The organism is Bacillus sp. MUM 13 (assembly GCF_001866725.1).
GTDB lineage: Bacteria > Bacillota > Bacilli > Bacillales > DSM-1321 > Peribacillus.
The window spans coordinates 22,837-47,975 of the sequence record NZ_MLYQ01000083.1 but is presented as its reverse complement, the minus strand read 5'-3'; the positions used below and the strand labels follow the sequence as shown (position 1 = coordinate 47,975).

The 25,139-nt window shown below is 37.8% G+C and carries 23 protein-coding genes and 5 pseudogenes; 21 read left to right on the top strand and 7 right to left on the bottom strand.

What is annotated here, in order from left to right:
• The first annotated feature begins 138 nt into the window (after window positions 1-138).
• From BIV59_RS17615 to hxlB, 7 genes are all read left to right on the top strand, one after another.
• On the top strand, window positions 139-909 hold the full coding sequence (locus BIV59_RS17615) for a sugar phosphate isomerase/epimerase family protein (protein WP_071352760.1): 771 nt from the start codon (window positions 139-141) through the stop codon (window positions 907-909).
• Window positions 906-1,865: a sugar kinase gene (locus BIV59_RS17610; protein WP_071352759.1), complete on the top strand. Its 960-nt coding sequence runs from the start codon at window positions 906-908 to the stop codon at window positions 1,863-1,865. The genes BIV59_RS17615 and BIV59_RS17610 overlap by 4 nt, the downstream gene beginning before the upstream one ends.
• 4 nt (window positions 1,866-1,869) lie before the next feature.
• On the top strand, window positions 1,870-3,153 hold the full coding sequence (locus BIV59_RS17605; protein ID WP_071352766.1) for an MFS transporter: 1,284 nt from the start codon (window positions 1,870-1,872) through the stop codon (window positions 3,151-3,153).
• Between the two features lie 46 nt (window positions 3,154-3,199).
• Complete coding sequence (locus BIV59_RS17600) at window positions 3,200-3,856, top strand: bifunctional 4-hydroxy-2-oxoglutarate aldolase/2-dehydro-3-deoxy-phosphogluconate aldolase (protein WP_071352758.1); 657 nt, start codon at window positions 3,200-3,202, stop codon at window positions 3,854-3,856.
• Between the two features lie 167 nt (window positions 3,857-4,023).
• Entirely contained in the window at window positions 4,024-5,019 is a 996-nt protein-coding gene (locus BIV59_RS17595; RefSeq protein ID WP_071352757.1) for a LacI family DNA-binding transcriptional regulator, read from the top strand.
• 93 nt (window positions 5,020-5,112) lie between these two features.
• Window positions 5,113-5,754 (top strand): 3-hexulose-6-phosphate synthase, encoded by a 642-nt coding sequence (hxlA, locus tag BIV59_RS17590; RefSeq protein ID WP_071352756.1) that lies wholly within the window; start codon window positions 5,113-5,115, stop codon window positions 5,752-5,754.
• Window positions 5,747-6,295, top strand: a complete 549-nt coding sequence (hxlB, locus tag BIV59_RS17585) for a 6-phospho-3-hexuloisomerase (RefSeq protein WP_071352755.1) — start codon at window positions 5,747-5,749, stop codon at window positions 6,293-6,295. Before hxlA ends, hxlB begins: the two co-directional genes overlap by 8 nt.
• A gap of 716 nt (window positions 6,296-7,011) precedes the next feature.
• Here the strand turns inward: hxlB and fdhA are convergent.
• A complete protein-coding gene (fdhA, locus tag BIV59_RS17580; protein WP_071352754.1) occupies window positions 7,012-8,232 on the bottom strand; it encodes a formaldehyde dehydrogenase, glutathione-independent in 1,221 nt (406 codons plus the stop codon).
• 339 nt (window positions 8,233-8,571) lie between these two features.
• On the opposite strand from fdhA, the pseudogene BIV59_RS22960 reads away from it, so the two are divergent.
• From BIV59_RS22960 to BIV59_RS17565, 3 genes and pseudogenes are all read left to right on the top strand, one after another.
• Window positions 8,572-8,920 (top strand): annotated as a pseudogene (locus BIV59_RS22960) (transposase); the annotation flags it as partial.
• A 163-nt stretch (window positions 8,921-9,083) separates the two neighbouring features.
• Complete coding sequence (locus BIV59_RS17570; protein ID WP_071352752.1) at window positions 9,084-9,617, top strand: dihydrofolate reductase family protein; 534 nt, start codon at window positions 9,084-9,086, stop codon at window positions 9,615-9,617.
• A 462-nt stretch (window positions 9,618-10,079) separates the two neighbouring features.
• A complete protein-coding gene (locus BIV59_RS17565) occupies window positions 10,080-11,099 on the top strand; it encodes an STAS domain-containing protein (RefSeq protein WP_071352751.1) in 1,020 nt (339 codons plus the stop codon).
• 71 nt (window positions 11,100-11,170) lie between these two features.
• Here the strand turns inward: BIV59_RS17565 and BIV59_RS24115 are convergent.
• Window positions 11,171-11,401: pseudogene (locus tag BIV59_RS24115) on the bottom strand (helix-turn-helix domain-containing protein); the annotation flags it as partial.
• A gap of 758 nt (window positions 11,402-12,159) precedes the next feature.
• On the opposite strand from BIV59_RS24115, the gene BIV59_RS17560 reads away from it, so the two are divergent.
• Window positions 12,160-13,092 (top strand): phytanoyl-CoA dioxygenase family protein, encoded by a 933-nt coding sequence (locus BIV59_RS17560; protein ID WP_139194410.1) that lies wholly within the window; start codon window positions 12,160-12,162, stop codon window positions 13,090-13,092.
• Here BIV59_RS17560 and BIV59_RS23305 read toward each other — a convergent pair.
• Window positions 13,079-13,432: a hypothetical protein gene (locus BIV59_RS23305; RefSeq protein ID WP_139194409.1), complete on the bottom strand. Its 354-nt coding sequence runs from the start codon at window positions 13,430-13,432 to the stop codon at window positions 13,079-13,081. The genes BIV59_RS17560 and BIV59_RS23305 overlap by 14 nt on opposite strands.
• A 526-nt stretch (window positions 13,433-13,958) precedes the next feature.
• Here BIV59_RS23305 and BIV59_RS17550 point away from each other — a divergent pair.
• The 6 genes and pseudogenes from BIV59_RS17550 to BIV59_RS22950 all read left to right on the top strand — a co-directional run.
• A complete protein-coding gene (locus tag BIV59_RS17550; protein WP_071352749.1) occupies window positions 13,959-14,744 on the top strand; it encodes an SDR family oxidoreductase in 786 nt (261 codons plus the stop codon).
• Between the two features lie 8 nt (window positions 14,745-14,752).
• Window positions 14,753-14,878: pseudogene (locus BIV59_RS23805) on the top strand (FAD-dependent oxidoreductase); the annotation flags it as partial.
• Window positions 14,879-14,914: 36 nt separating this feature from the next.
• A pseudogene (locus tag BIV59_RS24530) lies at window positions 14,915-15,291 on the top strand (nitric oxide synthase oxygenase).
• A 52-nt stretch (window positions 15,292-15,343) separates the two neighbouring features.
• On the top strand, window positions 15,344-15,499 hold the full coding sequence (locus BIV59_RS24270) for a hypothetical protein (RefSeq protein WP_346417411.1): 156 nt from the start codon (window positions 15,344-15,346) through the stop codon (window positions 15,497-15,499).
• A 13-nt stretch (window positions 15,500-15,512) separates the two neighbouring features.
• Window positions 15,513-15,806 (top strand): putative quinol monooxygenase, encoded by a 294-nt coding sequence (locus BIV59_RS17540; RefSeq protein WP_071352747.1) that lies wholly within the window; start codon window positions 15,513-15,515, stop codon window positions 15,804-15,806.
• A 186-nt stretch (window positions 15,807-15,992) separates the two neighbouring features.
• Window positions 15,993-16,272 (top strand): annotated as a pseudogene (locus BIV59_RS22950) (Tn3 family transposase); the annotation flags it as partial.
• Here BIV59_RS22950 and hpaB read toward each other — a convergent pair.
• The 3 genes from hpaB to BIV59_RS17525 form a co-directional block, all read right to left on the bottom strand.
• Complete coding sequence (gene hpaB, locus BIV59_RS17535) at window positions 16,267-17,706, bottom strand: 4-hydroxyphenylacetate 3-monooxygenase, oxygenase component (RefSeq protein WP_071352746.1); 1,440 nt, start codon at window positions 17,704-17,706, stop codon at window positions 16,267-16,269. The pseudogene BIV59_RS22950 and the gene hpaB sit on opposite strands and share 6 nt — an antisense overlap.
• 1,209 nt (window positions 17,707-18,915) lie before the next feature.
• Complete coding sequence (locus BIV59_RS17530; RefSeq protein ID WP_071352745.1) at window positions 18,916-19,581, bottom strand: haloacid dehalogenase type II; 666 nt, start codon at window positions 19,579-19,581, stop codon at window positions 18,916-18,918.
• Between the two features lie 79 nt (window positions 19,582-19,660).
• Window positions 19,661-20,167, bottom strand: coding sequence for a peroxiredoxin family protein (locus BIV59_RS17525; protein ID WP_071352744.1), 507 nt, complete (start codon window positions 20,165-20,167; stop codon window positions 19,661-19,663).
• A gap of 342 nt (window positions 20,168-20,509) precedes the next feature.
• Between BIV59_RS17525 and BIV59_RS17520 the strand changes: the two genes are divergently transcribed.
• The 4 genes from BIV59_RS17520 to BIV59_RS17505 all read left to right on the top strand — a co-directional run bounded on the left by BIV59_RS17520 (window position 20,510) and on the right by BIV59_RS17505 (window position 23,407).
• A complete protein-coding gene (locus BIV59_RS17520; protein ID WP_071352743.1) occupies window positions 20,510-20,938 on the top strand; it encodes a VOC family protein in 429 nt (142 codons plus the stop codon).
• 394 nt (window positions 20,939-21,332) lie between these two features.
• Window positions 21,333-21,881 (top strand): hypothetical protein, encoded by a 549-nt coding sequence (locus BIV59_RS17515; RefSeq protein ID WP_071352742.1) that lies wholly within the window; start codon window positions 21,333-21,335, stop codon window positions 21,879-21,881.
• A gap of 4 nt (window positions 21,882-21,885) precedes the next feature.
• Window positions 21,886-22,242: a hypothetical protein gene (locus tag BIV59_RS17510; RefSeq protein ID WP_139194408.1), complete on the top strand. Its 357-nt coding sequence runs from the start codon at window positions 21,886-21,888 to the stop codon at window positions 22,240-22,242.
• A 175-nt stretch (window positions 22,243-22,417) separates the two neighbouring features.
• Window positions 22,418-23,407, top strand: coding sequence for a DUF5050 domain-containing protein (locus tag BIV59_RS17505; RefSeq protein ID WP_071352740.1), 990 nt, complete (start codon window positions 22,418-22,420; stop codon window positions 23,405-23,407).
• A 326-nt stretch (window positions 23,408-23,733) separates the two neighbouring features.
• Here the strand turns inward: BIV59_RS17505 and BIV59_RS17500 are convergent, their stop codons facing one another.
• Entirely contained in the window at window positions 23,734-24,753 is a 1,020-nt protein-coding gene (locus tag BIV59_RS17500; RefSeq protein WP_071352739.1) for a DUF6454 family protein, read from the bottom strand.
• Window positions 24,754-25,139: the final 386 nt, after the last annotated feature.

The following is a 25,139-nucleotide window of genomic DNA, read 5'->3' as shown; positions in this document are numbered from 1 at the left end:
TACTGCAGATTAAAAAATAAACTAAAAGTAAGATATAAAAAATTTAAAGAAATACTTGAAAAGCGCTTACATTAACTATATAATTCAAATAAATCGATTTACTAAACCGGTTTATAAAAATGCAAAGGGGCAGATCAAATGAGCAATATTATTGTTCCGCTGAATGCATTTGAACAGTCAGATGTACAGAAGCTGGGACAGCAAGCTTTTATTGAATTTATTGCTGATGCAGGAGCAGATGGAGTGGAAATACGCAGAGAGTTATTGAATTTTGAAAAAGAACCACCTTTAAAAGAACTCCAGCAGGTAATAAACAAAAGAAAGCTGATTGCTGTTTATTCAGCTCCAACTTACTTATGGAATGAAGATCAGATGTTAAATAAGGAACTTTTGACACAAGTATTTAACGAAGCAGCTGACTTGAATGCAAAATTTTTAAAGGTTTCGCTGGGGCGTTTTAAACCAAGTACATCAGATTTTCAAAAATTAAATGAAGTGGCGTCAAAGTATAGTCCAATTCAACTGCTTATCGAAAATGATCAAACCCTTTATGGAGGGAGAAAGGATTTGTTAGTCCATTTTTTTGAAAGCGCTTCTCAATATAATGTTCCTGTCAGAATGACATTTGATACAGGAAATTGGCGTTACACGGGAGAAGATGCCGAAGCCGCGTTTAACGAGCTAGCCCCGTATGTGTCTTATCTGCATCTTAAATCGGTTGCAGAAAGAAATGGAATGCTGATAGCGGAACCAATTTCTTTGGAAGGAAAAGAATATTGGAATATCTTAAGGCAATTACCGCAAGACGTACCCATTGCCCTTGAATTTCCCATACAGCCAAAAGAAAGAACGAAGGTTTATGTAGATTTTATGAAAAAATCCAACAAAGAAAGCTGGTCATTAGCATGAAGGAATTAGATGTAGTTACCTTTGGAGAAGCTATGGCGATGTTTATAGCGGCAGAAAAAGGCCCATTGCATGAAGTAAAACAGTTTAATCGTGAACTGGCAGGAGCTGAGACAAATGTAGCTATAGGGCTTGCAAAGCTCGGCCTTCGTGCAGGATGGGCAAGCAAGGTGGGAAGAGATGCCTTCGGGGACTTTATCATTCAGAGGCTTAATAGTGAAAGCGTTGACATCAGCCGTGTACTGGCAGATAAAGATCATCCAACTGGATTTCAGATTAAATCCAAGGTTGATAAGGGAGATCCGGAAGTTCAATATTTTAGAAAAGGCTCTGCTGCCAGTTTTCTGGAAAAGTCCGACTTTTCCGAAGAGTACTTTAGCAAAGCCAGGCATTTGCATTTGACTGGAATACCGTTAGCCATATCACTAAGCGCCAGGGAATTTTCACATGAAGCTTTATCTTTTATGAAAAAAGAGAAAAATACCATTTCCTTTGATCCTAATCTTCGTCCTGGTTTGTGGAATTCAAAGCAGGAAATGATTGAAGAAATAAATAGGATGGCCGTACAAGCGGATTACTTTCTTCCGGGAATTGAAGAAGGGGAAGTATTGACAGGATTCAAGGATCCCTGCGATATTGCAAGCTTTTACTTAGAAAAAGGCGTTAAGCTTGTTGTCATTAAATTAGGCGAAAATGGGGCCTATTATGAATCACTGAAAGAAAAAGGGACCATCCCATCTTTCAAGGCTGATAAGGTGATAGATACAGTGGGTGCGGGAGATGGGTTTGCAGTCGGTGTAATTAGCGGCATTTTAGAAAATCTATCTGTTTATGAATCTGTATTAAGAGGCAATGCAATTGGCTCGCTTGCTGTGCAATCTCCTGGTGATAATGACGGATATCCCACAAAGGATGAGCTGCAGGATTTATTAAATAATTCATTAATAGGAGGAAGATGAAATGATGCAAAAACAGACTCTTTCTAAAAAAAGATGGCTGCGCCTTATTCCGATTGCTTTTATTACATACAGCCTGGCTTATTTGGATAGGGCCAATTATGGCTTCGGAGCTGCCTCTGGCCTGGCAGCAGATTTGCATATCACCCCAGGCATCTCGTCTTTATTGGGTTCTCTGTTTTTTCTGGGATATTTCTTTTTCCAGGTCCCAGGTGCCTATTATGCTGATAATAAAAGTGCAAAAAAACTTATCTTTTGGTCATTAATTTTATGGGGCGGATTAGCAACCGCAACAGGACTCATAACAAATATTAAGCTCTTATTCGGAATCCGTTTTATGCTGGGAGTGGTGGAAAGTGCGGTAATGCCTTCCATGCTCATATTTTTAAGCCATTGGTTTACAAAAGCAGAAAGATCGCGTGCTAATACGTTTTTGATTTTGGGTAATCCTGCAACTGTTTTATGGATGAGTATCTTATCCGGATATTTACTAAATTCCTTTGGCTGGAGATGGATGTTCATCTTCGAAGGGTTTCCAGCAATGATTTGGGCTTTTATATGGTGGAAGGTTGTCCAGGATGATCCGAAAGATGCAAAGTGGCTTTCAAGCCAAGAAAAACTGCACCTTGAAGAGGAGCTGTTAAAAGAACAGCAGGGAATGCAGGAAGTTAAAAATTACCGTGATGCATTCAAATCAAAAACGGTGATACTGCTCAGTCTGCAATATGCTTTGTGGAGCATTGGTGTTTATGGTTTTGTTATGTGGCTGCCGTCCATCATTAAAGCGGCTCCCAATATGGATATCGTCACAACCGGCTGGTTATCATCCATTCCTTATATCCTGGCTGTGTTATTAATGCTTGGAACATCTTATTTCTCTGACAAAACACTTAATCGCAAAGCTTTTGTATGGCCATTTTTATTAATCGGGGCAATTGCGTTTTATGGTTCTTATCTCATCGGAACAAGCAACTTCTGGCTTTCATTTATATTATTAATAATTGCAGGAGGTGCCATGTACGCTCCTTATGGCCCGTTTTTTGCCATCATTCCTGAAATTCTTCCGAGGAATGTTGCCGGAGGTGCTATGGCTTTAATCAACAGCATGGGTGCATTAGGCTCATTTCTTGGTTCTTATATTGTGGGATTTCTTAATGGAAGAACCGGGGGATTCGGAGCATCATATGTCTTTATGGCCGGCTCCTTGTTTTTATCGGCTTTGCTGACTATCTGGGCACTAAGGGAAGCTAAAACACCCTCAAAGAAGAAGGATTTTAAAGTAAGCGCTTAATATAAGCGATGCTGCAATATTTAAAATCAATAAGGAGGCGCAAGAAATGGGAGCAGAGGAAATACGTAAAAGAGCAGTAGTAGCAGTTATAAGAGGTGCTAAAACCGAAACCATTTTACCGATAGCTTCAGCATTGGAGGCTGGGGGAGTTACGGCTCTGGAAATCACAATGGAAATACCAAAAGCACTAAAAATAATTGAAAAGCTTTGTGAGGAATTCGGCAATAAGCTGCTGATAGGAGCGGGTACAGTCCTTGATGCTTATACAGCCAGAGAAGCCATTATGGCAGGGTCGCAATTTGTCTTTTCTCCTTCTTTAAAAAAAGAAACGATTGAAATGGCAAAAAGGTATGGAGTGATCAGTGTGCCAGGTGCATTTACTCCAACGGAAATTCTTAGCGCCTATGAATATGGGGCCGATTTAGTTAAGGTTTTCCCCGCAAATGTTGGGGGGCCAGAATATTTAAAGAGCCTTGCAGGCCCGCTTCCGCATATCCCGCTGATGCCTACAGGAGGGATAAATCTCCAAAATGCAAGTGAATTCATCAAAGCCGGGGCAGCTGCAATTGGAGCCGGCAGCACATTAGTGGATCCAAAAAATGAGATGACCGATAGATACTTAGAACAAATTTGCCTGAATGCCAAGAGATTTATGCAGGCTGCAAAAAGTGAACCAATTTTTCAGGAAGCTCCTCTAACTTAGGTTTCAATTTTTTAGTATCTTACTTTTTATGTCCGTTTTGCCGGTCAAGCCAGGAAAACGAGACAATTACCGGAATAAGTAAAAAGTGAAACTTCCAATGCGGGGGTTTCACTGCCGGTCAAAGTGGGATAAAATGTAACCAGGGATTAATGGAAGAGGAAGATGCAATGAAAAAATCTACCATGGCCGATGTTGCCAAAGAAGCTGGTGTTTCCAAAAGCACTGTTTCACAGTTTTTAAATAAGCGCTATGAATATATGGGAACTGAAACAAAGAAAAAAATTGAGCTGGCTATTGAAAAATTAGACTATCAGCCTAATTATTTAGCAAGGAGTCTCAAACAAAAAAGAACGTCTATGATCGGAATTATTGTTGCGAATATTGTACATCGTTTTTCTACGGAAGTGAGCCGTTCGATTGAAGATTATTTTCATGTACATGATATCCATGCAATAGTATGCAATGCAGATGATGATCCGGTAAAAGAAAAAAATTATATAGAAATGCTGCGCGCAAAACAAGTGGATGGGCTGATTATCTTTCCTACTGGACAAAATGCCGATCTTTACAAAACGATGGAGAAAGAAAGCTACCCGGTAGTCTTTATGGATAGATCAGCAGGAGAAATTAATGTGCCGGCTATTGTGACAGATAACAAAAAATCCTCGTATGAAGCAATCAGGCATTTTATACAAAGCGGACACCTTAAAATAGCTACAGCCTTTCAGCCATTAACAATCAGCCCGAGAATAGAGCGGCTGGCTGGTTATAAACAAGCCTTACTGGAAGCAGATATTGCTATTAAAGATGAATATATAATAAATGCTCCAGTACAGGAACTTAAGAAACATTTATCTCTAATGTTTGATCTGCCAGAACCGCCGACAGCTTTATTTGCCGGCAATGATTTAGTTTTCCTTGAAGTGCTTGAATTCCTTCAGGAAAGACGTATTAAAATAGGAAAGGATTTATCACTCATTGTTTTTGATAATATTCCATTTGCCCATTTGGCAGATCCTCCAGTAACAACAATTGCCCAGCCTGCTTATGAAATGGGAAAAAAGGCTGCAGAAATATTATATAAACAGATTAATAAGGAAGATGTAGATTCTGAAACCGTCATTTTCCCAAGCAACATTATATGGAGGGAATCATCTAAATAGGCAAATGATAGCATTTGCCTGTTTAGGAGCTTTAGGAACCTCCCTGCCTTTTTACTAAACCGGTTTACTTTAAAATCAAAGGGGTTATTGATAATGAAACTGCAACTGGCTTTAGACAGACTAACCATCCAGGAAGCTATCCGAATTACCAGGTTAGCAGAGGATTATGTCGATTGGATCGAGGTTGGCACATCTTTAATTAAGGAATTTGGAATGAACAGTGTAAAACAGCTGAAAGAAGCTTTCCCCCAGAAAATCATTGTTGCAGACTGTAAAACCATAGATAATGCCAGATATGAGTTTGAAATGTGTTTTGAGGCAGGTGCGGATGTGGCTACTGTAATGGGAGTATCGCCGCTGGTTACCCTTGATGCCTGCTTTGATGCAGCTGGAAAAATGAACAAGAGTGTAATGATTGACCTATTAAATACTTCCGCAGAACAAAAAGCAAATTTGATGAAATATCAAGATGGGATCTTCTGTCATCATACGAGCCGGGATGAGCTGGAAGAAGGCGCCATCATAAATCAGCGGCCACAGCTTGCAGAGTCTTCTGCTGTTACAATTGCTGCTGCAGGCGGCATTACCCCCGACTCGCTGCCAGCCTTAATGAGAAATCTGAATCCAGCAGTGGCCATTATTGGTTCTGCCATAACCAAGGCAGAAGATCCCGCAGCTGCTGCAAGACAGTTCAAACGCATTATTGAATCAATGGAGGGTAATGGAAATGAATAAAACAACTATCATATTAAATGAAATGGATGGAGTGCTTACACAGGTTGATCAGCATAATTTATCTGAAATTGCCCAACTATTAAAGCGCTCGAACCGGATTTTTGTCATTGGCGAAGGACGTTCGGGATTAATGGCAAAATCGTTTGCCATGAGATTAATGCATTTAGGCGCTTCTGCTTTTGTTGTTGGAGAAACGATTACACCTTCCATTGGTACAGGAGATACACTTGTAGCCGTTTCCGGTTCAGGCACTACTAAAAGTGTAGTATGGACTGCCGAAAAAGCAAAATCAATAAACTGCGAGGTTGTTGGCATATCAACCGAAAAAGAATCAGGATTAGGGTTATCTTCAAGCTATCTTGTCCATATCCCAGCTGCGACTAAATTCCGCCGTGAAGGTGAAACCGAAACCATACAGCCTCTTGGTTCATTGTTTGATCAATGTGCTCATATTGTGTTTGATACCATTTGCCTTTTGTATGCAGAATTAAATCACGTCGATAACAGTCAGGCTTTTAAACAGCACAGCAATTTGGAATAAAGGTTTTACATGATTAATATAAACGGGTTACAGGAGGGATGGAAATCATTCCTCTTTTTAAATTTTCAAGTCCATTTTCAGCTGTCCATCACTAATAGCCAGAGTGAAAACAATTTTAAAAGGAAAAAGAAAATATGAATCAGATGAATTAATTCTGGCAATGGTTTTTTTAAATAAATTTAGAGATAACAATCCATAGATAAAAGAGTTATTTAAATAGAAGAGTAAGTATTAAACTCACCAAAGGGCTTGTGAAAGGTGGGGGAGGTTCTCCGTTTTATTATCTTCGAAAAGATGAGATTCCAGCGCACGCCCCGCGGAAAGCGGAGCATCCTGTAGCGGAAATCAACCCCTTTTTTCCATAGCAAGAAAGTTTACGAAAACAGCCTAATTTTAAAAAAAGGAGGGCCTAGAATGGAAAACAGATGAAACGAAAGCTCTTGACAAATAAGGGATTGTAAATAGTAAAAAGTAAGGAATACTATTAAAAAAAGAACCAAGCCTGTGTACAAGTGTATGGTCATCTTCTAGAAAAATCAGAAGAATACGGTCTAGAACGATAAAATCCTACTTCCCTAAGTATGACAGGAAGTAGGATTTTTCGATTTTAATACCCTTAGTACAATAATTAAATCAAAACTTGAAGTAGTCTGGGGAAATCGCATAATGTAATTATGTTAAAAATACTTAAGGTGCGCCAACGCTTTATGATTCTATCAACTTCTTACCAGACCATGAGGATCGATAACGAATTTTTTTGATGCCCCGTTATCAAATTCCGCATAGCCGCTCGGTGCTTCATCCAAAGAGATTAATGTCGCGTTAACCGCTTTGGCGATCTGCGCCCTGCCGCTCAAAATGGAATTCATCAGTTCCCTGTGATAGCTCATGACAGGTGTCTGCCCGGTAACAAATGTATGAGCCTTTGCCCAGCCTAAACCCAAACGAATCTTTAAGGTTCCATGTTTGGCATCATCGTCAACCGCTCCCGGGTCTCCCGTTACATACAGTCCGGGAATTCCAAGTCTTCCGCCTGCTCTAGTGACATCCATTATAGAGTTCAATACGGCAGCTGGAGCCTCCTCGCCTGATCCTGCACCATGTCCATGTGCTTCGAAACCGACACAGTCCACAGCACAGTCCACTTCAGGTGCTCCCAGCAGCTGATCAATCTGCTCACCAAGATTGGCATGTTCACGTAAATTGACGGTTTCACAGCCAAAGCTGCGGGCCTGGGCCAAACGTTCTTCTATCAGATCCCCTACAATCACTCTGGATGCCCCTAATAGCTGGGCGGAATGGGCTGCTGCTAATCCAACAGGGCCGGCACCTGCTATGTAAACCGTAGATCCTGTCTTTACTCCAGCAGAAACCGCACCATGATAGCCTGTCGGGAATATATCAGACAGCATGGTCAAATCCAGGATCTTTTCCATAGCCTGATCTTTATCCGGAAACTTCAACAGCTGGAAATCTGCATATGGGACCATTACATATTCTGATTGTCCGCCAACCCAGCCTCCCATATCTACATATCCATAGGCTGAACCTGCCCGGTCCGGATTCACATTTTCACATACATGGGTATTCCGTTCTTTACAGCTTCTACAGCGTCCGCAAGCAATGTTAAAAGGAACAGAAACTAAATCTCCCTTTTTAATGAATTCAACATCACTTCCTACCTCAATTACTTCTCCCGTGATTTCATGGCCTAGTACCAAGCCGCTTGGTGCTGTCGTTCTTCCCCTAACCATGTGCTGGTCGCTTCCACAGATGTTTGTTGTAACGACCTTTAAAATAACACCATGATTACACTTCCTGCCCACGTTTAACGGGTTCACTCCGGGGCCGTCCTGCAGAACCAAATCCGGATAGCTTATATCCCTTACTCCCACCTCTCCTGGTTTCACATAGACTACCGCACGATTTCCAGCCATACAAAATCACACTCCCAAAATGTATTGGTAAAGCCACATTTGTAAACGCTATCATGTAGTCCCTATTATACTATTTATTTAGAGTTTATCAAATTAGAAGGTTTAGAACTGAATTGAGACATAGTCTATCATTTTAGGAGGAATTTAGAGTTTATATCAATAAAAAGGACCGTACATATTATCCATATCAAATATGTACGGTCCTTTTACTAAACAAAAATAATATGGCCCTGATATTGGCAGTTATTGATTTAAAGTACCTATTATTTGGTTGTCTTGCAGCCTTTGTTTTTTAGCTTTCCGAAAGTGGAACAATTCACAGAACGTTGGTATGGCAATCATCCCAGGCAAATTATCAAGCTTGCTGGCTTAAGCTTAAAAGAAAATACATCGGGCAAGCACAAAGGAAAAACGACCATCACAAAAAGAGGGCGGAAGAAACTGAGAGCTCTGTTCTTCAGGGTTTGTATGATTTTCTTTGCCAAGAATTCCGCATTTAAGGCGTTATATGCTTACTCAACGTCCAGACAATCCTTTAAAGAAGATGCAGTCTCTAATCGCTTTATGTAATAAACTGATTCGAATTTTCTTTAGTATAGGTAAAAAGCAATTTGTATTTAATGAAGAAAAGATGTTAAAGGACATCCCTCATTTGGCAGTAACAAAGAAGATGGAAATGGCAGATTAACTTTGGTATAGATTAGATAAGTAGTAGTTCTTGATTTTATAGTTTTGGAGACATTTGAAGCACGGATTAGTCGGCAAAGCACTAAATTACGGCTTGGACCCTATAATAAGTTAAAATAAAAAGTGGCTTATTTCTTATTAGAAGCGTAGATAGGAGGCGTGTTATGAAGAATAAACGGAATATAGTATTGTTTATTGCTCAAAGTCTGGATGGGTATATTGCAACAAAAGAAGACTCATTAGATTGGTTATTTAAGGTTGATGGTGAAGGGGATAATGGCTACTCGGAATTTTTTGAAACGATTGACACAATCTTAATTGGAAAAAGAACATATGATTGGATAATGAAATACGAAAAAGGTCAATTCCCATATAAAAATAAAGATTGTTACGTTTTTTCTAGGTCCCAATTTGAAGATACAAATGATGTTAAATTTGTAAATGAAGGCATTGTTAACTTTACTAATAACTTAAAAAAAGAAGAAGGAAAAAATATTTGGATAGTTGGTGGTGGAGACTTATTACATACGTTTTTAAAAGAAAAATTAGTCGATGAACTGTTTTTGACAATTGCTCCATCTATTATTGGTGAAGGAATTCCTTTATTTAAAGCTGGTGATTATCAGCTTGACCTATATCTAAAAGGAACCAGAACCTTTAATCAATTTGTTGAATTGCATTATATAGTAAAAAAATGACCAAAAATACTCTAAATCTGTAAGGTGTGATGCTTTAAGATTGCAACTCGTATTAATAAAGACTTTGGAAAAATAGCCTATCATCTAACGAAAACCATATAATCGTCTAAAATCAATTGGGAAATATGGAAAACCCATTAATCCATCGGAAACATACAAGAGCCTTCATAAGAATAATTTCAAAACATATAAAATTGCTGGTTTGTATTTATTTCCACTAGGAGATACACAAACAAGCAATGCTATGAACTTCAGTCAGAGGGGAAAAGGTGGAGATTACATCAAAGTCTTACCTATTGCTATGAAAGTAACTGAGTGCGTTTGTTAAGAAGATTGAGCTGATTTCGGCAACCTATTTTGTTTTATCCATACCAAATGCAGGCGGCTTTAATTTTATAATTAATATCATAATGCTATAATAATTCTGTTAAGTAAACCAAATATATTACAGGAGATTTTTAAATGAATCATAATACTAACATTAATATTGGCGGGCTAGACTTTGGCTGGGATTTAGATAAAGGGAAATTTATTTTTGAGGGAGAAGACGCGGTCTTATTTTGGATTTCAAGTGCAATGAAAACCTTTTTTGATACCATTGAGGAAATTTCGGGAGAAGAGGCTACACAACTTGTATTTGAGACTACTGGTTATCGCCAGGGGCTTGTGGTTGGTGAATATTTTGAAAAGATGAAGCAATTAAGCGTAATTGAAGCAGCAAAAAGGATTACCAATACATATGCGTCAGCAGGATGGGGAAGAACAGAAATCAGGGAACTTGATTTTCAATCCAAAACGCTTATTGCTGAGATTAAAGACAGCTGGGAATATAAGATTAACTTAGCTCAGGGGAAAAAACAGAGCGGTTTATATTTAGCGGCTCATTATGCGGGGATTTTCACTGGTTTATTTGGTACGAGAATCTGGTACAGAATTGTGCAAGACCAACTGGAGGGGCATGAATACAGCATAATTGAATATTACCCATCCGATATAAAAGTATCAGATAATATCCATGAATTATCGAGGAAGAAAGAATCAGAACAGATAAAGCAGCTTGAAGTAATGGTCGAACAAAAGACCAAGGAATTAAGGGATTTAGTTAAACAATTATCTTCACCGGTTATCCCTGTATTAGAAGGGATTGTGGTTGTTCCTCTTCTTGGGAAATATGATGAAGAACGATCTGAAGATTTAATAGCTAATACTCTGTTTAACCTCCCTCAACACCAAGCAAACTTTTTAGTACTAGATCTAACTGGTTTAGATATGGAAGTAAGTCAGTATACTGCCAACTTTATCGAAAAAATTGGAGCAGCTGCTTCTTTAATTGGTATTAAGACTATATTGGTAGGGATTTCTGCAGAATTGGGAATCACCCTAACTCAATCCGGAATTAACCTTTCAAAATTTGAATGCTTCAGAACCCTCCAGCATGGGATTCATCATGCTTTAGCTGAGGCAGGAAAATCTATTGTATAAAGTAATTAAGACAAGTGGAAACCTCTTGTTGCTTGTGGAGAAAGCCCTTATTTTTTTCTCCACAAGCTTTTTTATTCTGACTGTCTAAGGTGAGTTAGTGTGACGGTAAATGGAAAGAAGGCCAATCGAAGAACCGGCAAAAATAATGCTCTAGAAATATTACCAGATATTTTAAATAAATCGTTAGAATTAACACAATGAGTATATAGCTTAGTAAAGAATTGAACTTTGTCTATTAGATATTTACTTACAGTGTTTAGAGAAATCCCAAGTTTTTTCGCAATTTGCCTTTGGGATAGCCCTTCAACCTCTTTTTAAGAATTTGATATTGTAGAATGCGCCATTTTGATCATCCTGTTCTTTCTCCTCAAATGTAGGAAGTTTGGTCACTTCCAATCATAAGAGAGCTTAATAAAATTGGGAGAATCAGCTTGACCTGCAGAATTTCCTTTTAATCTATCTCCACAAGTGAACGAACCCTCACCCATTGGTACATTCAATGTTTCCTTTAGATGAAAAATATTAGGTACCGCTAAAGAGTGTCCTAAATCCTTATACTCTAAAAGACTATATTTATATCTATACTGGTGCTGCTTCAAGATATTTATATTTCAACACATGCATCGTAGGTATTACACACATTGTCCCTTTGACCTGAAATATATAATATATCAGCATGGTCATTTTCAATTTTTTATTGTTTGCTAATACCAGTCTCTTTTTATAAGTCGTAATATGCCGCTGATGCTCAAAAAAATGTTGTTATGAACCCTGATTAAAAGGCAATGATGTTTGACGGAAATTAAGCGATTAGCTGAGCAAAACTCGTAAAATAGGAAGCAGCTATTGGCTTGGATATTCACATCTTCCCACTTGTATAGATTTCTTTTTTTTGTCAAGTGAATATATAAGTGCAGACCCGAGTAGTACGTACAAAGTAATAAAGATTAAAATAAAAAAATTACCTTGACCTGAAACTGGTTCCATAAATTATGGTAAATACATAAAGGTTGTAAGCCTTTTCAATTATCGAAATATTATAAGAAAGGGAGTATTAATTATGAGTATGGATGTTAAAAACAAGGGTAATCATGATTCTTTGAAAATTACTCAGCCGCTAAACACTCGGCCGAACAACGAGCCGCTGCGCGTATTAAGCGAAGAGGACTGGAGATTTTGGAGAGAAAACGGATATGTTATTATTCGGAATGCGATTCCTAAAGAAAATATTGAAAGGTTAAAGAGCTTAATATGGGAGTTTGAGGAAAAGGATCCTAATGACCCATCCAGCTGGTATACCCCTCCACGTACAGAAATGAAAATGAAGGAACTTCAAGGGACTGGAATGGTAGAGTTATATAATCATCAATATTTATGGGATAACCGAATGTATACGCAAGTCTATGATGCTTTTGTAGACATCTGGGGAATCGAAGAGTTATGGACTAGCATTGATCGGTGTAACTTGAATATGCCCAAAAAAGATAAAAATTCATCCGGGGGTTTTATCCATTGGGATGTAGATACTAGCCAGACTCCACTTCCACAAAACGTTCAGGGAGTTTTATCCTTAGTGGATACCACAGAAGAAATGGGAGGGTTCCAATGTATTCCGGAACTGTACCGCGATTTTCCTGAATGGGTAAAATCTCAACCTGCGGATCGAGATCCTTATCACCCAGACATAGCTGGGTATGAGCCAACCAGAATCGTGCAAAAAGCCGGGGATTTGTTAATCTTTAATTCGATGCAGCCGCACGGTATACGTCCGAATTTTTCTGACAGGCCAAGAATAGCGCAATATATTTCAATGTTTCCCGCTCAAGAGGATAATGAAGAGCTTCGTGAAGAACGTATTGCTTCTTGGAGGGATCGTATACCGCCAAAAGGGGATGCCTTCCCAGGAGATCCTCGCAAGTTGGAACAGCTAAAATATCCAAGAGCCGAGCTGACTGAATTAGGTGAGAAGCTGCTTGGACTTAAGAAATGGTAATTTGAAGAATTTGTAGTATACAGTCTGGGTCTCTTACCGATATGACCCAAAATCGGTAAGAGATCGTAATCCAAAACAAAAGAAAGGTTATAACCGTATGGAAATATGTAATCCTTCGAAGGTCCCTGTTGATGGACGATAAACCCTGGTAAACCAATGCCACTGCTTTATTTGGTCCCCTGCTTGAGCCAATGATTTCGCGCTTAAAGAGATCAACAAAGGATGTACTGCCATGCCATTTCCCATTGACTCTTACATAGGTTAAATCACTTACTGCGACCGCCAAGTTCTTCTGCCTGGTCGAATTCCCGATTGACTTCGTTTTTTTGCTTGGATTCATTACAGATCTTGCTATGCGGTTTGAATTGGGCGACAGTGTACGCTGAGACAAGTCCCTGTGCTTCTAGAAAATCTGCAGGACTTTGCACATTGCTGATCGAGTATTTGTGCTGGTTATTTTTGATCACATTTACTTTCGTCCTAGTATTGCGCGGCTTGCTTTAAAATGTCTTTCTCCATATGAAAGAGCTGCTTGTTTTCCTGCGTAATTGAATCCGCTCTTTCATGTGGAGAAAGGTTGTCTTTTTCCTTGATTGAACCGGTATGTCGAAACCCATGAGGCATAATTGTTTTTAATCCTGTTTTTAGATGATTCGTTCGAAGTAATACTTTAATGTGTTTCCCCCATTAGGGCACATATAGACGGTATAGCACTACAGCAGATCAAAATTCACCGCCGTTTTTTTTACAGCGACGCCGTCATTAATCCTGCAGGAATCGAATCGGTAAAGTTGCACATGTTCGGTTTGCCCTTACTACAATTGGGAACAATAAATTGGCATGCTATTCGAATGGAGGGATTTAACATGGACAAAACAATTTTCATTACTGGTGCAGGCACCGGGCTGGGCAGAGGCGCAGCAATTGGTCTCGCCAAAAAAGGTCATCATGTAATTGCCACTACAGAGCTTACTTCTCAAAAAACAGACCTTCTGCGGGAAGCAAATGACCTAGAACTGGATATTGAGGTGATTAAAGTCGATATTACGAATCCTTTGGATCTGGAACAGATAGAGAAGTATGATTTTGACGTATTTGTCGCAAATGCTGCCATTAATGAACGGGGGCCACTCGGGGAAGTGCCGATGAACCGATTTCGGGCACTCTTTGAGGTAAATGTTTTCGCAACCTTGGAAACAGTACAGATAGCTGCACGTAAGATGGTTCAAAAGGGAAGCGGAAAAATCGTCTTTATGAGTTCAGAATCTGGAATTTTGGCATCTCCATATGGCGGTCCATATGCCGCTACAAAGCACGCGATTGAAGCAATTGCCCATACCCTTCAGTTGGAACTTCAAGGATTTGGAGTAAAAGTTGCCACCATTAACCCTGGTTCCTTCAAGACCGGTTTTAATGATCGCGCGGCAGAAGAGCTATGGAAATGGTACGATGAAGAGAAAAACTTCACGAGAAAAGAGGATATAAAAAAGGCGGAAGAGGGCTTAAACAACCAGTTTGACCCGGAAGATATGATTGCAAAAATGGTAGAAATCATCCCAGCTGACCATCATAAATTCCGGACCGCCTATCCAGAGCAAACCGAGAAACAGATGAAGCAAGAAGAACAAAAATGGTGGGAGATGGACATATAAGGCGCTTCATCCAGTTGTGGTTAAGCGGGGGCAGCTCCCAAAAGGCATCAACAGCATATCAGTTAGCAAAAATGGGTGCTGAGGTTCTAATTATTGATCGCAGAGATGAAGGACAAGCTACAGATGCAGCTGCAGCTAGTGCTGGGGGCAGTTCTCCTGAGTTATTTGAAATACCCCGAAGCATTGTAAAAGAGGGGGATGTAACTCATCCGGTATATCCCTGGTTTGAAAATCTCGGGCTGAAAGGGTATGGAGTCCGATCATTTCCGATTTGCGCCTTGAAAAAGGCGGCATTTCTTACCTGGCCGCTCCTTTTAATGGCTGGTACTTGGTAACGTAAATAGTGGCAAGTAATCTGGCTGACGAGGAGAGGTATAATTTGCTGCCTCGAGCCGCGGCTATTATAATGGTACTTGGCACAAAACGGAAAAGCTCTCTTTGGATGAATCGTGCCCTAATTGAATTGAATGAAGCTTTTTGCATTCTTATAAAAAATGCAGGAGTTTCAATCGTCAATCACCATACAGCGGCCAATCAGCTTTTTTGAAGAATGAGAAAAGGCGGAAGAAAGGGAAGTTACCGGAGACTGGACATGGCTCATTCCGCCGATTTCTCCTGCCGCAACCCACATTTTTCGTGATCATATAAAAATGAAATCAAAACACCAAAATATTTTTATCGAAGCAAACCTGATTTATAACATAAGGGCCTGCTTAGGATTGTATGTATGTAAACTTAGTGAAAATTCTGGATAAAAGGAGGGTCACCATGGCTTCAATTACGATTAATGCGATTTTAAAAGCAAAACCAGGAAAAGAACAGGTTCTTCGGGAAGAATTAGAAAAAGTGATTCAACCTACACGTGCCGAAAAAGGGTGTATTGAATATACGTTACATGAATCGCTGGAAGATAAGGGAGTATTCGTATTTTATGAAACATGGAAGGACGAAGAATCACTTAAGCTTCATATGGAATCGAATCATTATCAGGAATACCGACAAAACATAGCTCCTATAATTGATAAACGTGAAGTCTATCGCTTACAAAAGATCTTTCAATAAAGTAATTTGAGCACCGTTCAGCAAATGAGCGGTGCTTCATTTATCATTCATTTAGTAAGGAGAGATTGTATGATGAATTTTGGTTCAAATAACCGTTGTAACGACAACGACATTAAATTTTAATTCAAGATTCGTATTGGCGCACCTGCTGAGTATTTTGTTCAAAAAGTATTGGATATGTTTTGGGCAACGGGAACAAACATTGGGCTTACTAAGATGGAGGAAGCAACACAAGGAGTTTCTTATAGGTAAATGTTCACAGCCTCACAGTGGCGGTTAACTGAAGATGTCATGAAGATAGCCAAGCCGTTCTGGTAAATTTTCAGCATCAGTTAAGTTTGTCATCGTACTGGAGAGATGTACAACTATTTTTCGGTTTTTCAGTGACCAATTTTCTAGCTTCTATACGAAAGTGATTAACACCGACGCAAGAGATGCTGTACATGTTATAGGTGGTTTATTACATTTGATTTAAAAATTTGCTAATATCATCCACATGTTGATCTTTTAGATAGTTTCTGTATAAACTGCTGGATAATCGGATGGGATCACCAAAAAAGTATCTTTCATATTGAGTTTGCCTTGTACCAAATGAACTCATCGTAAGATCCCATGCCAAACGGAATAGTTTTACTCGTTCCTCAGCACTCATACCATATGCTTGAAGATATTGGTCTAGTTCTACCCTGATTTCAGAATCAAAGTCTCTTTCGGTTGGCAATGAAACCATTCCACTAGCTCCAATTAGTTGTATAATTTCGCAGAAACGGGGATAAATTCTCGGAAAAACGTTACTGGCAACTTGTAATGGTATCATACTAGGACGCATGCATCCCCATTCATCTAATACTGCATCATTTTCTGACTTCTCTAATAGTGCTTTCATAGTTTCAAGACCTATGATGATTTCTGAAAGTTTTTCTTGTATATGCTGATACTCTCCAACATTTATTGTCTCAACGATGAGTTGTGCAACCCCAAGCATAAATTCTGCTTTTACAATTTGTCTGTTCACTACTTGATGGTACGCAAAAGTGTAAAAAGAGCTCCGATTCATAAAGTCAGTAGCTGCTTCGACATTATTATAAAAAAATACACGGTCCCATGGCACTAATACGTTGTCAAAGACAACAATTGAATCCATCTCTTCATATCTTGAGCTTAGGGGATGATTAAAAGAAGATTCTCCTCCCACAAAGGATTCTCTACAAATAAATTTTATTCCTTTTGTGTTAGAAGGGATGGAAAAGGCGAACGCTTCATCTCTATCAAAGAGTCTTGGAGCAGAAATAACCAATACTTCATCCGTTAAACCGCCCTGAGTAGCGAGGAGGCGAGCACCTTTTATAATCAATCCTTTTTCATTTCGTTCAATAACCTTTGCGGAGATAGGGTTCTTAGCCATTTCCAAATAGAACTCAGAACGATTCACCTGGGGAGTAATAAATGTATGTGTAAACGAGAGGTCGTGCTCCATCGCCCTTCCGTATAAGGATTGAATATTTTCAGGGAAACAATTTTCCTTGCCGTTTAAAATGACGGAGGAAGAAGCAAAGCTCATTACTGCTGTATTCATATAGTCAGGACTTCTACCCATCAAACCATGAGTGAATCTTGCCCATTGTTCCATCATCTTTCTTCTTCTCTTTAAATCCTCTTTTGTTTTTGGCTGCATATATGATAGTCCGATAGGCTCCTCTATATCAGGTAAAAAGAAAGTCATCTCGTCTTTTAGAATGGGATCATTTTGTAAATCATATAGAGCAGCTTTTGCTTTAAGAATCCCTTTAAACGCTGGATGCTCAGAAATTTTCACCTTAATTTTTTCACCATCAAACCAAATTTCGTTTTCTAACTTATTTAAACGATCAATAAAATCTTTCCCGTTAATGATTCCCATTTTCACCCATTCCTTTTGTTGGAAAAATGCCGCAAGAAAATCGTACTAGTTCGGATAGTACATTGTATTGAAAAACTTATTTGCTTGTTCTAATTGGAAAAGCCTTGTTTCAAAATGAGAAAAATGCCAATCTAAATGAACTTTTCAATGTTCTTAATTTTAAACATTTTAAAGAGCTATCTATACGAGCAGATTGTAAAATTTTTCCATTAAAACAAAAGCTTGCGTGTGCTGCCTAGCCTAGGTCGTATCATATAGCGGGTGGGATTCCCGCCGAGTAATAAATAGCCATTCGCTCTTAGTGAGTCTTGTGATGATACGTTAGAGGGTGAATTCTTGTTAAAGAACGAGGAAGAATTAGTGGACAAGCCTTGGTAATTTTCAATTCTAACGAGGTTGAGTAAATGTTTTTTTATAAGCAATGTATTTTATGTAGTATGGTTTGATCCGAATCATTTAGTATAAATAGAGTTCAAAAGTAATATTTTTGAACTTATTATGGCTTTTATTTATACATAATCGAACCTTTGTATTGATATTAAAAGCGGACCCTAGCAATTGAAGAAGTGGTCATTGATAATTCTATCATAAGAAAAATTGCCGCCGCTTTTTTGAACGAATCAACCAGATGATAGACATCCCAAAACCTGCTCCAAGGTATAAAAGTGCAGCCATCATAGCTGGAGGAATTTCTGTTAAAAATATTTTAGAAAGGGGGATGCTTATAGCATATAGGGCACAGATAGAATCGCCCAAAATATTGCAGTATTTTGTTTCGTTTTCAAGTTAATATCACCTTAGTTAATTGAATAATATAGTTCTTACATAAAAAAACTATCTATAAACTAAAATTGCCTAATGCATCTAAGCGCAGCAAAGAGGAAGCTTAGGACAGTCCCGTCCATCAATAGCCATTTGTGCTCCTCTTACGTGTCCTTCAATTCAATGATATTCACGCCTAATAATTGAAACGAATTGAATATTCTGCTAGCGACTTCGTTATCAATATTAATTAATCTTGAAAAAAAGATAACAAGACAATTGATATAAAGTGAGCAAAAGTAATTTTCGTCCAGTTTGCCTTAAATAATACTGAAATAAAAAACGCCTCGAATCATTTGACTCGAGGGGTTTTGTAGATAATATTAAAACTCGCATTACAAAAATCTATACAGATTTCTTTTAAAAATTGGGGCGATTTCCAATGATTTATTTCCATTCCAAAATCCCATTTAAGTCGGTATAAATAGCGTGAGGTTTTAAATTTAATTCTTCTACAGGTAAATGGCTGCGATTAATCCATGCTGTCTTAAACCCAAAATTTTTCGCACCGGAAATATCCCATCCGTTAGAAGACATAAATAAGACCTCTTCACGTTGCAATCCTAATATTTTCAAACAATAACTATAAGAAGCAGGCGTTGGTTTGTATTGTTTTATATCATCAACGCTAATAATTTCATCAAATAAAGGAGTTAATCCAGAATTTTGGATAAGTGGTTCTAACATATCACGAGAGCCATTTGAAAAGACAGCCAGTTTTTTTGGTTTCATTTGTTTTAACACTTTTTCAACTTCTGGGTAGTAAGACAGATTTTTATATTTCTTAAGAAGTGCATATTCCTTTTCTTGGGTATAATCCAAATTTAGTTTGTTAACTGCATACTTTAAAGAATCCTTTGTTATATTAATGAATGTTTCGTATTGTCCCATTAATTGCCGCAAAAAGGAATATTCCAGTTGCTTTTGTCGCCATATTATACTGATTTCTTCCCCTTTCCCCGGGAAAAGTTCATTGCATTTTTCTTTTACTGAATATACATCAAATAATGTTCCATAAATATCAAAAACTAGTGCTTTGATTGAAGAGTTCATCCACTCATCCCTTACTGTCTTCAGTAATAAATGCCATCCTTGTTTATAATTTTCTCTCCTTCATTTTAAACATTCGCAGTTAAGATTTTAGATTCTTGCCTATATATTGTACAATCTTTCGAAGTTCCGTAGAAGTAGGTCGTCCAAATGGGCTTGTTTGTCTCTGTTGATACAGCAGATGTCCATTTTCATCTACAAGGAAATAAGCAGGTTCTCCATGAGTCCCATGATCCTCATAAGGGGCATCCTCACCATGATAGGAAACATCATAAGCTTTTAAAGCATCCAAATTTTCATCTGATAAAATCGGAAACGATAGATTGTTCTCCAATGACATCTTCCTTAAGTTTTCTAACTTATCTGTTGAAATCGTGATAAGATGTACATTCTTTCCTTCAAAGAAAGCCTTGTTTTCTTCAAGATCTTTAAGATCATGGACACATACAGGACACCAAGCTCCCCTAAAAAAAATAATTAGATTCCAGCTTTTATGATCCTTAAGATAAGATTCAAACGAAAAATCTTGTCCTGATATTTCAGGAAGTGCAAAATTTGGAACTTTTTCACCTAATTTAAATATAGCCATTTTATATCCTCCTTTTACTTCTCATTTAATTATTACCCAAATCCTATTATCTTAATTATAAATTTAATCTTCCTTTCATGCTTATGCTATATATAATTTCACTTAAGCAAACGGGTATTAGAGTTTAAGATGGAGGACCGTTGCGGCGTTCCTTTTTCTTTGTGCTAACGAGCAGCATACTTGTTAAAAAAGGTTTGGATAGGTTGTACAAAAATTTATATTGCGAACAAGTGTTCTTTAATGTATGATTAAATCATGGGTAATAATGGAAGTATTCTTTGTTTTGATGATGCACTGCTTTTAGTTATGGATTATAGGTAAAAAAACAGGAGATGATTATTAATGACACTGAAATTGATACCGTATTTAGTAATGAATGGAAATGCCAGAGAAGCGATTGATTTTTACCAAAAGGCTTTAAATGCTGATGTACTATTTACCCAGTCCTTTAGAGAAATGCCTGAAAACCCAGAATTCCAATTACCAGAAGAGGCAAAAAACTTAGTATCTCACGCTACAATTAAAGTCGGTGAAACAGAACTTATGCTCTCAGATACATTTCCAGGGCAGCCTCATTCAAGTGGAACCCAAGTTACTATTTGTATCACTACCGACAATGCTGAAAAGGCAAAACAAATGTTTGAGGCGTTGATTCAAGAGGGACAAGTTACAATGCCTTTGCAAGAAAACTTTTTCAGCCCAGCTTACGGCAGTGTAGTTGACAAATTTGGAGTTTCCTTTCAAATTTTCACTGAGGGTCAACAACAATAGGAATTTTAATAAAGGAATGCTGTTTTACAGTATTTCTTTATTTTCAACGGTGGATTGTGAAGTTACAATTAAACTATAGGGTGCATTCGTATTATAGAGTTAACCAGTTTTTACTGGTTGCTCTTTTTTTATAGGACCTATTATTTCAGTAGCCAGGGCAGAACGTACGGGTGCGTGGGACTAACATCTCGTGAACTAAACTGTTCGCCCCCTACTTGTAGAAAGATGTTTGAGGCTGGTTGGGACAAGATCTCGCATAACAAGCGGAGCTATGGAACTACAGGGAGGTATAGGGATTTACTGGCGAGTACATCGATGGGAGAGATGAAGATTGAATCCAGTAGTGGAGGACTTTACTTATTTTGATACGGATCTACTGAAGTCATAAAAACTAGTGAAATACAATATTGGATATACGTATGATGAGAATGAACGTCCACTTAATTCAACCATTAGTTATGCACAAGATAACGCATCATGGAAGGTGGAACAACCCCTCAAATATACAGATGATGGTAAAAAGGAAGACGAACTTGGAGAAGGCGAACAAGATTGGATGATGCTTGATTACGATTATGATCTAGTGAATAATCAAAGTAAAGTGACAGTCAATGAAAATCTATCTCAAAAAACCAATACTTTTATTCAAAGTAACCTATTAGAAAGTTTTGACTACACACAAGGAAATGACACAAGTATAAGATATGATTATAAGTATGATGGATCAGGTAACATCAAAGAAGAAAGTAGTGAACAAGGCGTTGTAAGTTTTACTGTTGATGCAGATAGCCAATTGACTCAAGAGGAACTACCAGATGGCACGATTAAAAAATATAGCTACGATGAAATTGGGAATCGCAAAGAAAGTACACATGGGGACAAAACAGATACCTTTACGTTTAACGCAGAAAATCAGATGGAAACTAAAAATGGTAAGGGCTAACAGTATGACGATGATGGCAACTTGCTTCAGGATGAAAAATTCAAATATGAGTACAATGCCTTTGGCTATCAAACAAGAGTTACTGATTTACAAGGGAAATAAGTGGCACGTTACGACTATGATGAAGCAGGATTACGGACGAAAAAAATCATCGGCAAAAAAAAACCATGAATATTATTGCGATGGAAATCAATTGTTATTAGAAGTTCTATGGAATGGTGAATCTCTCGAACAGTATCGTATTTATCAGTGGGAAGAATACACTCCTATAGGTATGATTATTCGTGAAAAAGATGAAAGTTCACAGAATTGGTATACGTATGCTGATAATAATCGGGTGAATTATATGATCCAGATGTAATGATGCTATATGGATTACCGCATCAAATGGAGCAAATGGTTTTGGACATACATCATTAGTTATCTATGGAAAAGGGAATAGCGGGAAAGGATGGTATTATTTTTTTTTTGGCAATGTTGGTTATATTGCTTGGTCAAACTTATGGCTCGTTATTTTTAATGAGAAGGATGAAAGAATGAAAAAATACTATGTTATTTTGATGATACTATTATTAATTGGGTGTGAAAATGAACCCAATAAAGAATTTGGGGAGAAAGGTACGCCTAATTTAACAGGGAATTCATATGGGAATTTAATCAATAACGGATTTGTCGCTAAGCAGGATAACCTTTTAATTTATATGAAGTATAATGATTCCCATATTCCTCTTATCAGCAATAATGATATTATGATTAAAGAAAAAGATGGGACAAATGAGGTAAAGCTCACGTCAAAAGGATTTGGGGATTTAAATGTATTGGGGGAATGGGTTTATTATACCGTAATGCCTTTCTCGGATATACCGATGTTATATCGAATAAAACTAAATGGGATAGATAAAGAAAAATTAGTCAAAGGTGCTGACTATGTACAAGTAAAAAATGATCAGATTTACTATTATGATTCGATTAAGAATGGTATTTATAAAATGAACTTGGACGGGACGGATAAGGTTCAAATATATTCACCAAAACAGGAAGTTACAATGAATTTCTACGTTGATCGTGAACATATTTACTTTTATAAACCTATAGATGAAGATGGTGAAGAAGGAAAACTATATTCGATGTCACTAAATGGAGAAAACGTAAAAAAACTAAATGATACAGTTTCATATTTACAGATAATCATTGATGCAGATGAGGAATATCTCTATTATACAGATACAGATGAGCACTTGTATAAAGTGGATAAACAAAAAGGTAAGGAAATGAAAATAACTGATCAAAAGTTTTCATCAATAATCGTAGATAAAGATTGGATTTATTACTTGAATGCAGGTGATCACTATTATTTATATAAAATGAAAAAGAATGGTGAAAATAATCAATTATTGATACAAAAAGAAATATCAGATATAAATGTATTGGATAATTGGATTTACTACAAATTAGATGGTCATGAAGACATATTCCGAGTTAAAACAGACGGGACAAAAAACAGATTATTTTCAAAGCATAAGTAACGTATGGTGCCTGTCACTCCTTGAATTTTGTAAAAGCATAATAAATTCGAAGAAAGCTCTGTGGAGGAGGATCTCTACAGAGCGTTTCTTTATACTTGAGGAGACGAGCTGCAGCTAGATCAAGTAGGCGGGAAGCCGTGTGAGCGTAGGGAAAAGGTTGTTTGTGAAGATTGACTTCAAGAATATTGTTATGATAAACAAGGAAGCAATACGGTGAAGTAAGTAGTAAAATATAAAAGACCTTGGAAATAATCAAGGTCTTTTATATTGTTTACCTTTAAAGAATTGACAAATAAGGATGCATATTTTTATGTTTTAGATTGGCATTATTGTTTATTACTGAGATTCGTTGTTTCATAGACTAGCAGTGACCCATGATCGTCATCAGGTACGGCATACATCCGCATCTGTTGTCCTGCTTTTTCCACAAAGACCGGATCACGCGTAATTACATGCCCGTCTGGAGAAAACTCAGTTACGGGTACTTCTCGAACCGTTTTCAGTGTTTTCATATCAACCAGGGATAAGCCACCCAACTCGTATGGTTTACCGTTTCCGGCTGCAGGATTTGGATATTCTGTAATTCCGCTCAATATCATTTTACCTTGGCCTATATAATGACCGTCTTGATAGTCTATAAAGAAACTAGAGTTTTTTTTCACAAGGAGCTGCTGACCATTTTGGTTCCACTCATAGAACTTGCGTGAACCCCAGCTGTTGCCGATAATATTTCCGCTTTGACCCTCGCGGACCAATCCACCGATATGATCATGCACACGGAATGCTTCTGTTGCTTTCATGGTCTTTGGATCGACTTTATAAATAATGGATTCACTGTTGGGACGATATTGAGCGACGGGCACCCAAATATTTTTACCATCGAAATCAATACCACCTGGATGATAAATATCCCCTTCACCCAGTCGGATATCCTTTACAAGCTTACCTTGTTTATCAAAGACGAATAGATGACCGATTCCTTTACCCGGGGTGCGATCATAGCCGCCTTGGGGGTGGTTATATTTCACAGGCGTTTCGTTAAGTTGAACAGAAGACATGTAAAAGAGGTCCCCAACGCGAACCATTCCTTGTGAATGATAGTTGTTAAATTGTAGATTAATCTTTTGTTTTTGTTGCCATTTGGTGTCGCGAGTAAGATCCTGGAATTGATCAGCCAAATTCTGCACTTTCGGTACAGCCTTAATCGTTTTAAATGTTGAGGAAGCTACTGGTCCGTTACCTTTAGACACGGCCATCGCGGTTGATCCGGTACTAGATGCAGTAAAAGCCATTAATCCAGTACTAATTGTTACAATTGCGGCAGCTGTTAGTGTTAGTTTTCGCATGATGCCCTCCTTATTTTGTATATACTTGCGAATAACTCCCTTTTTTCCACCATTCATGAAAATGGTGGCCGGTAGCTTATTTCTCTGTTGTCATTGGAATATATCCGCAAGAGAGAATATATATTCTTTCAATAACATATTACTTGTTCAAGAAGTCTAAAAAAGGTCTTTTACTCATTTTTTACAAGGAACATACATAAGTTTAACAACTTACTAAGAAACTTTATAAAATTCGTTCGGTTTCAAGAGATTAACTGGAGTCATCAACTCACAATTTTGAAGAAAAAAGCTTGAGTAACAATTAATCTTGTGGCAACTAGCTCAGAAGGAAAGATTTTGCATAAAGTGGAAATTGAACGTAATGACACCGATTGGATACATTGTTG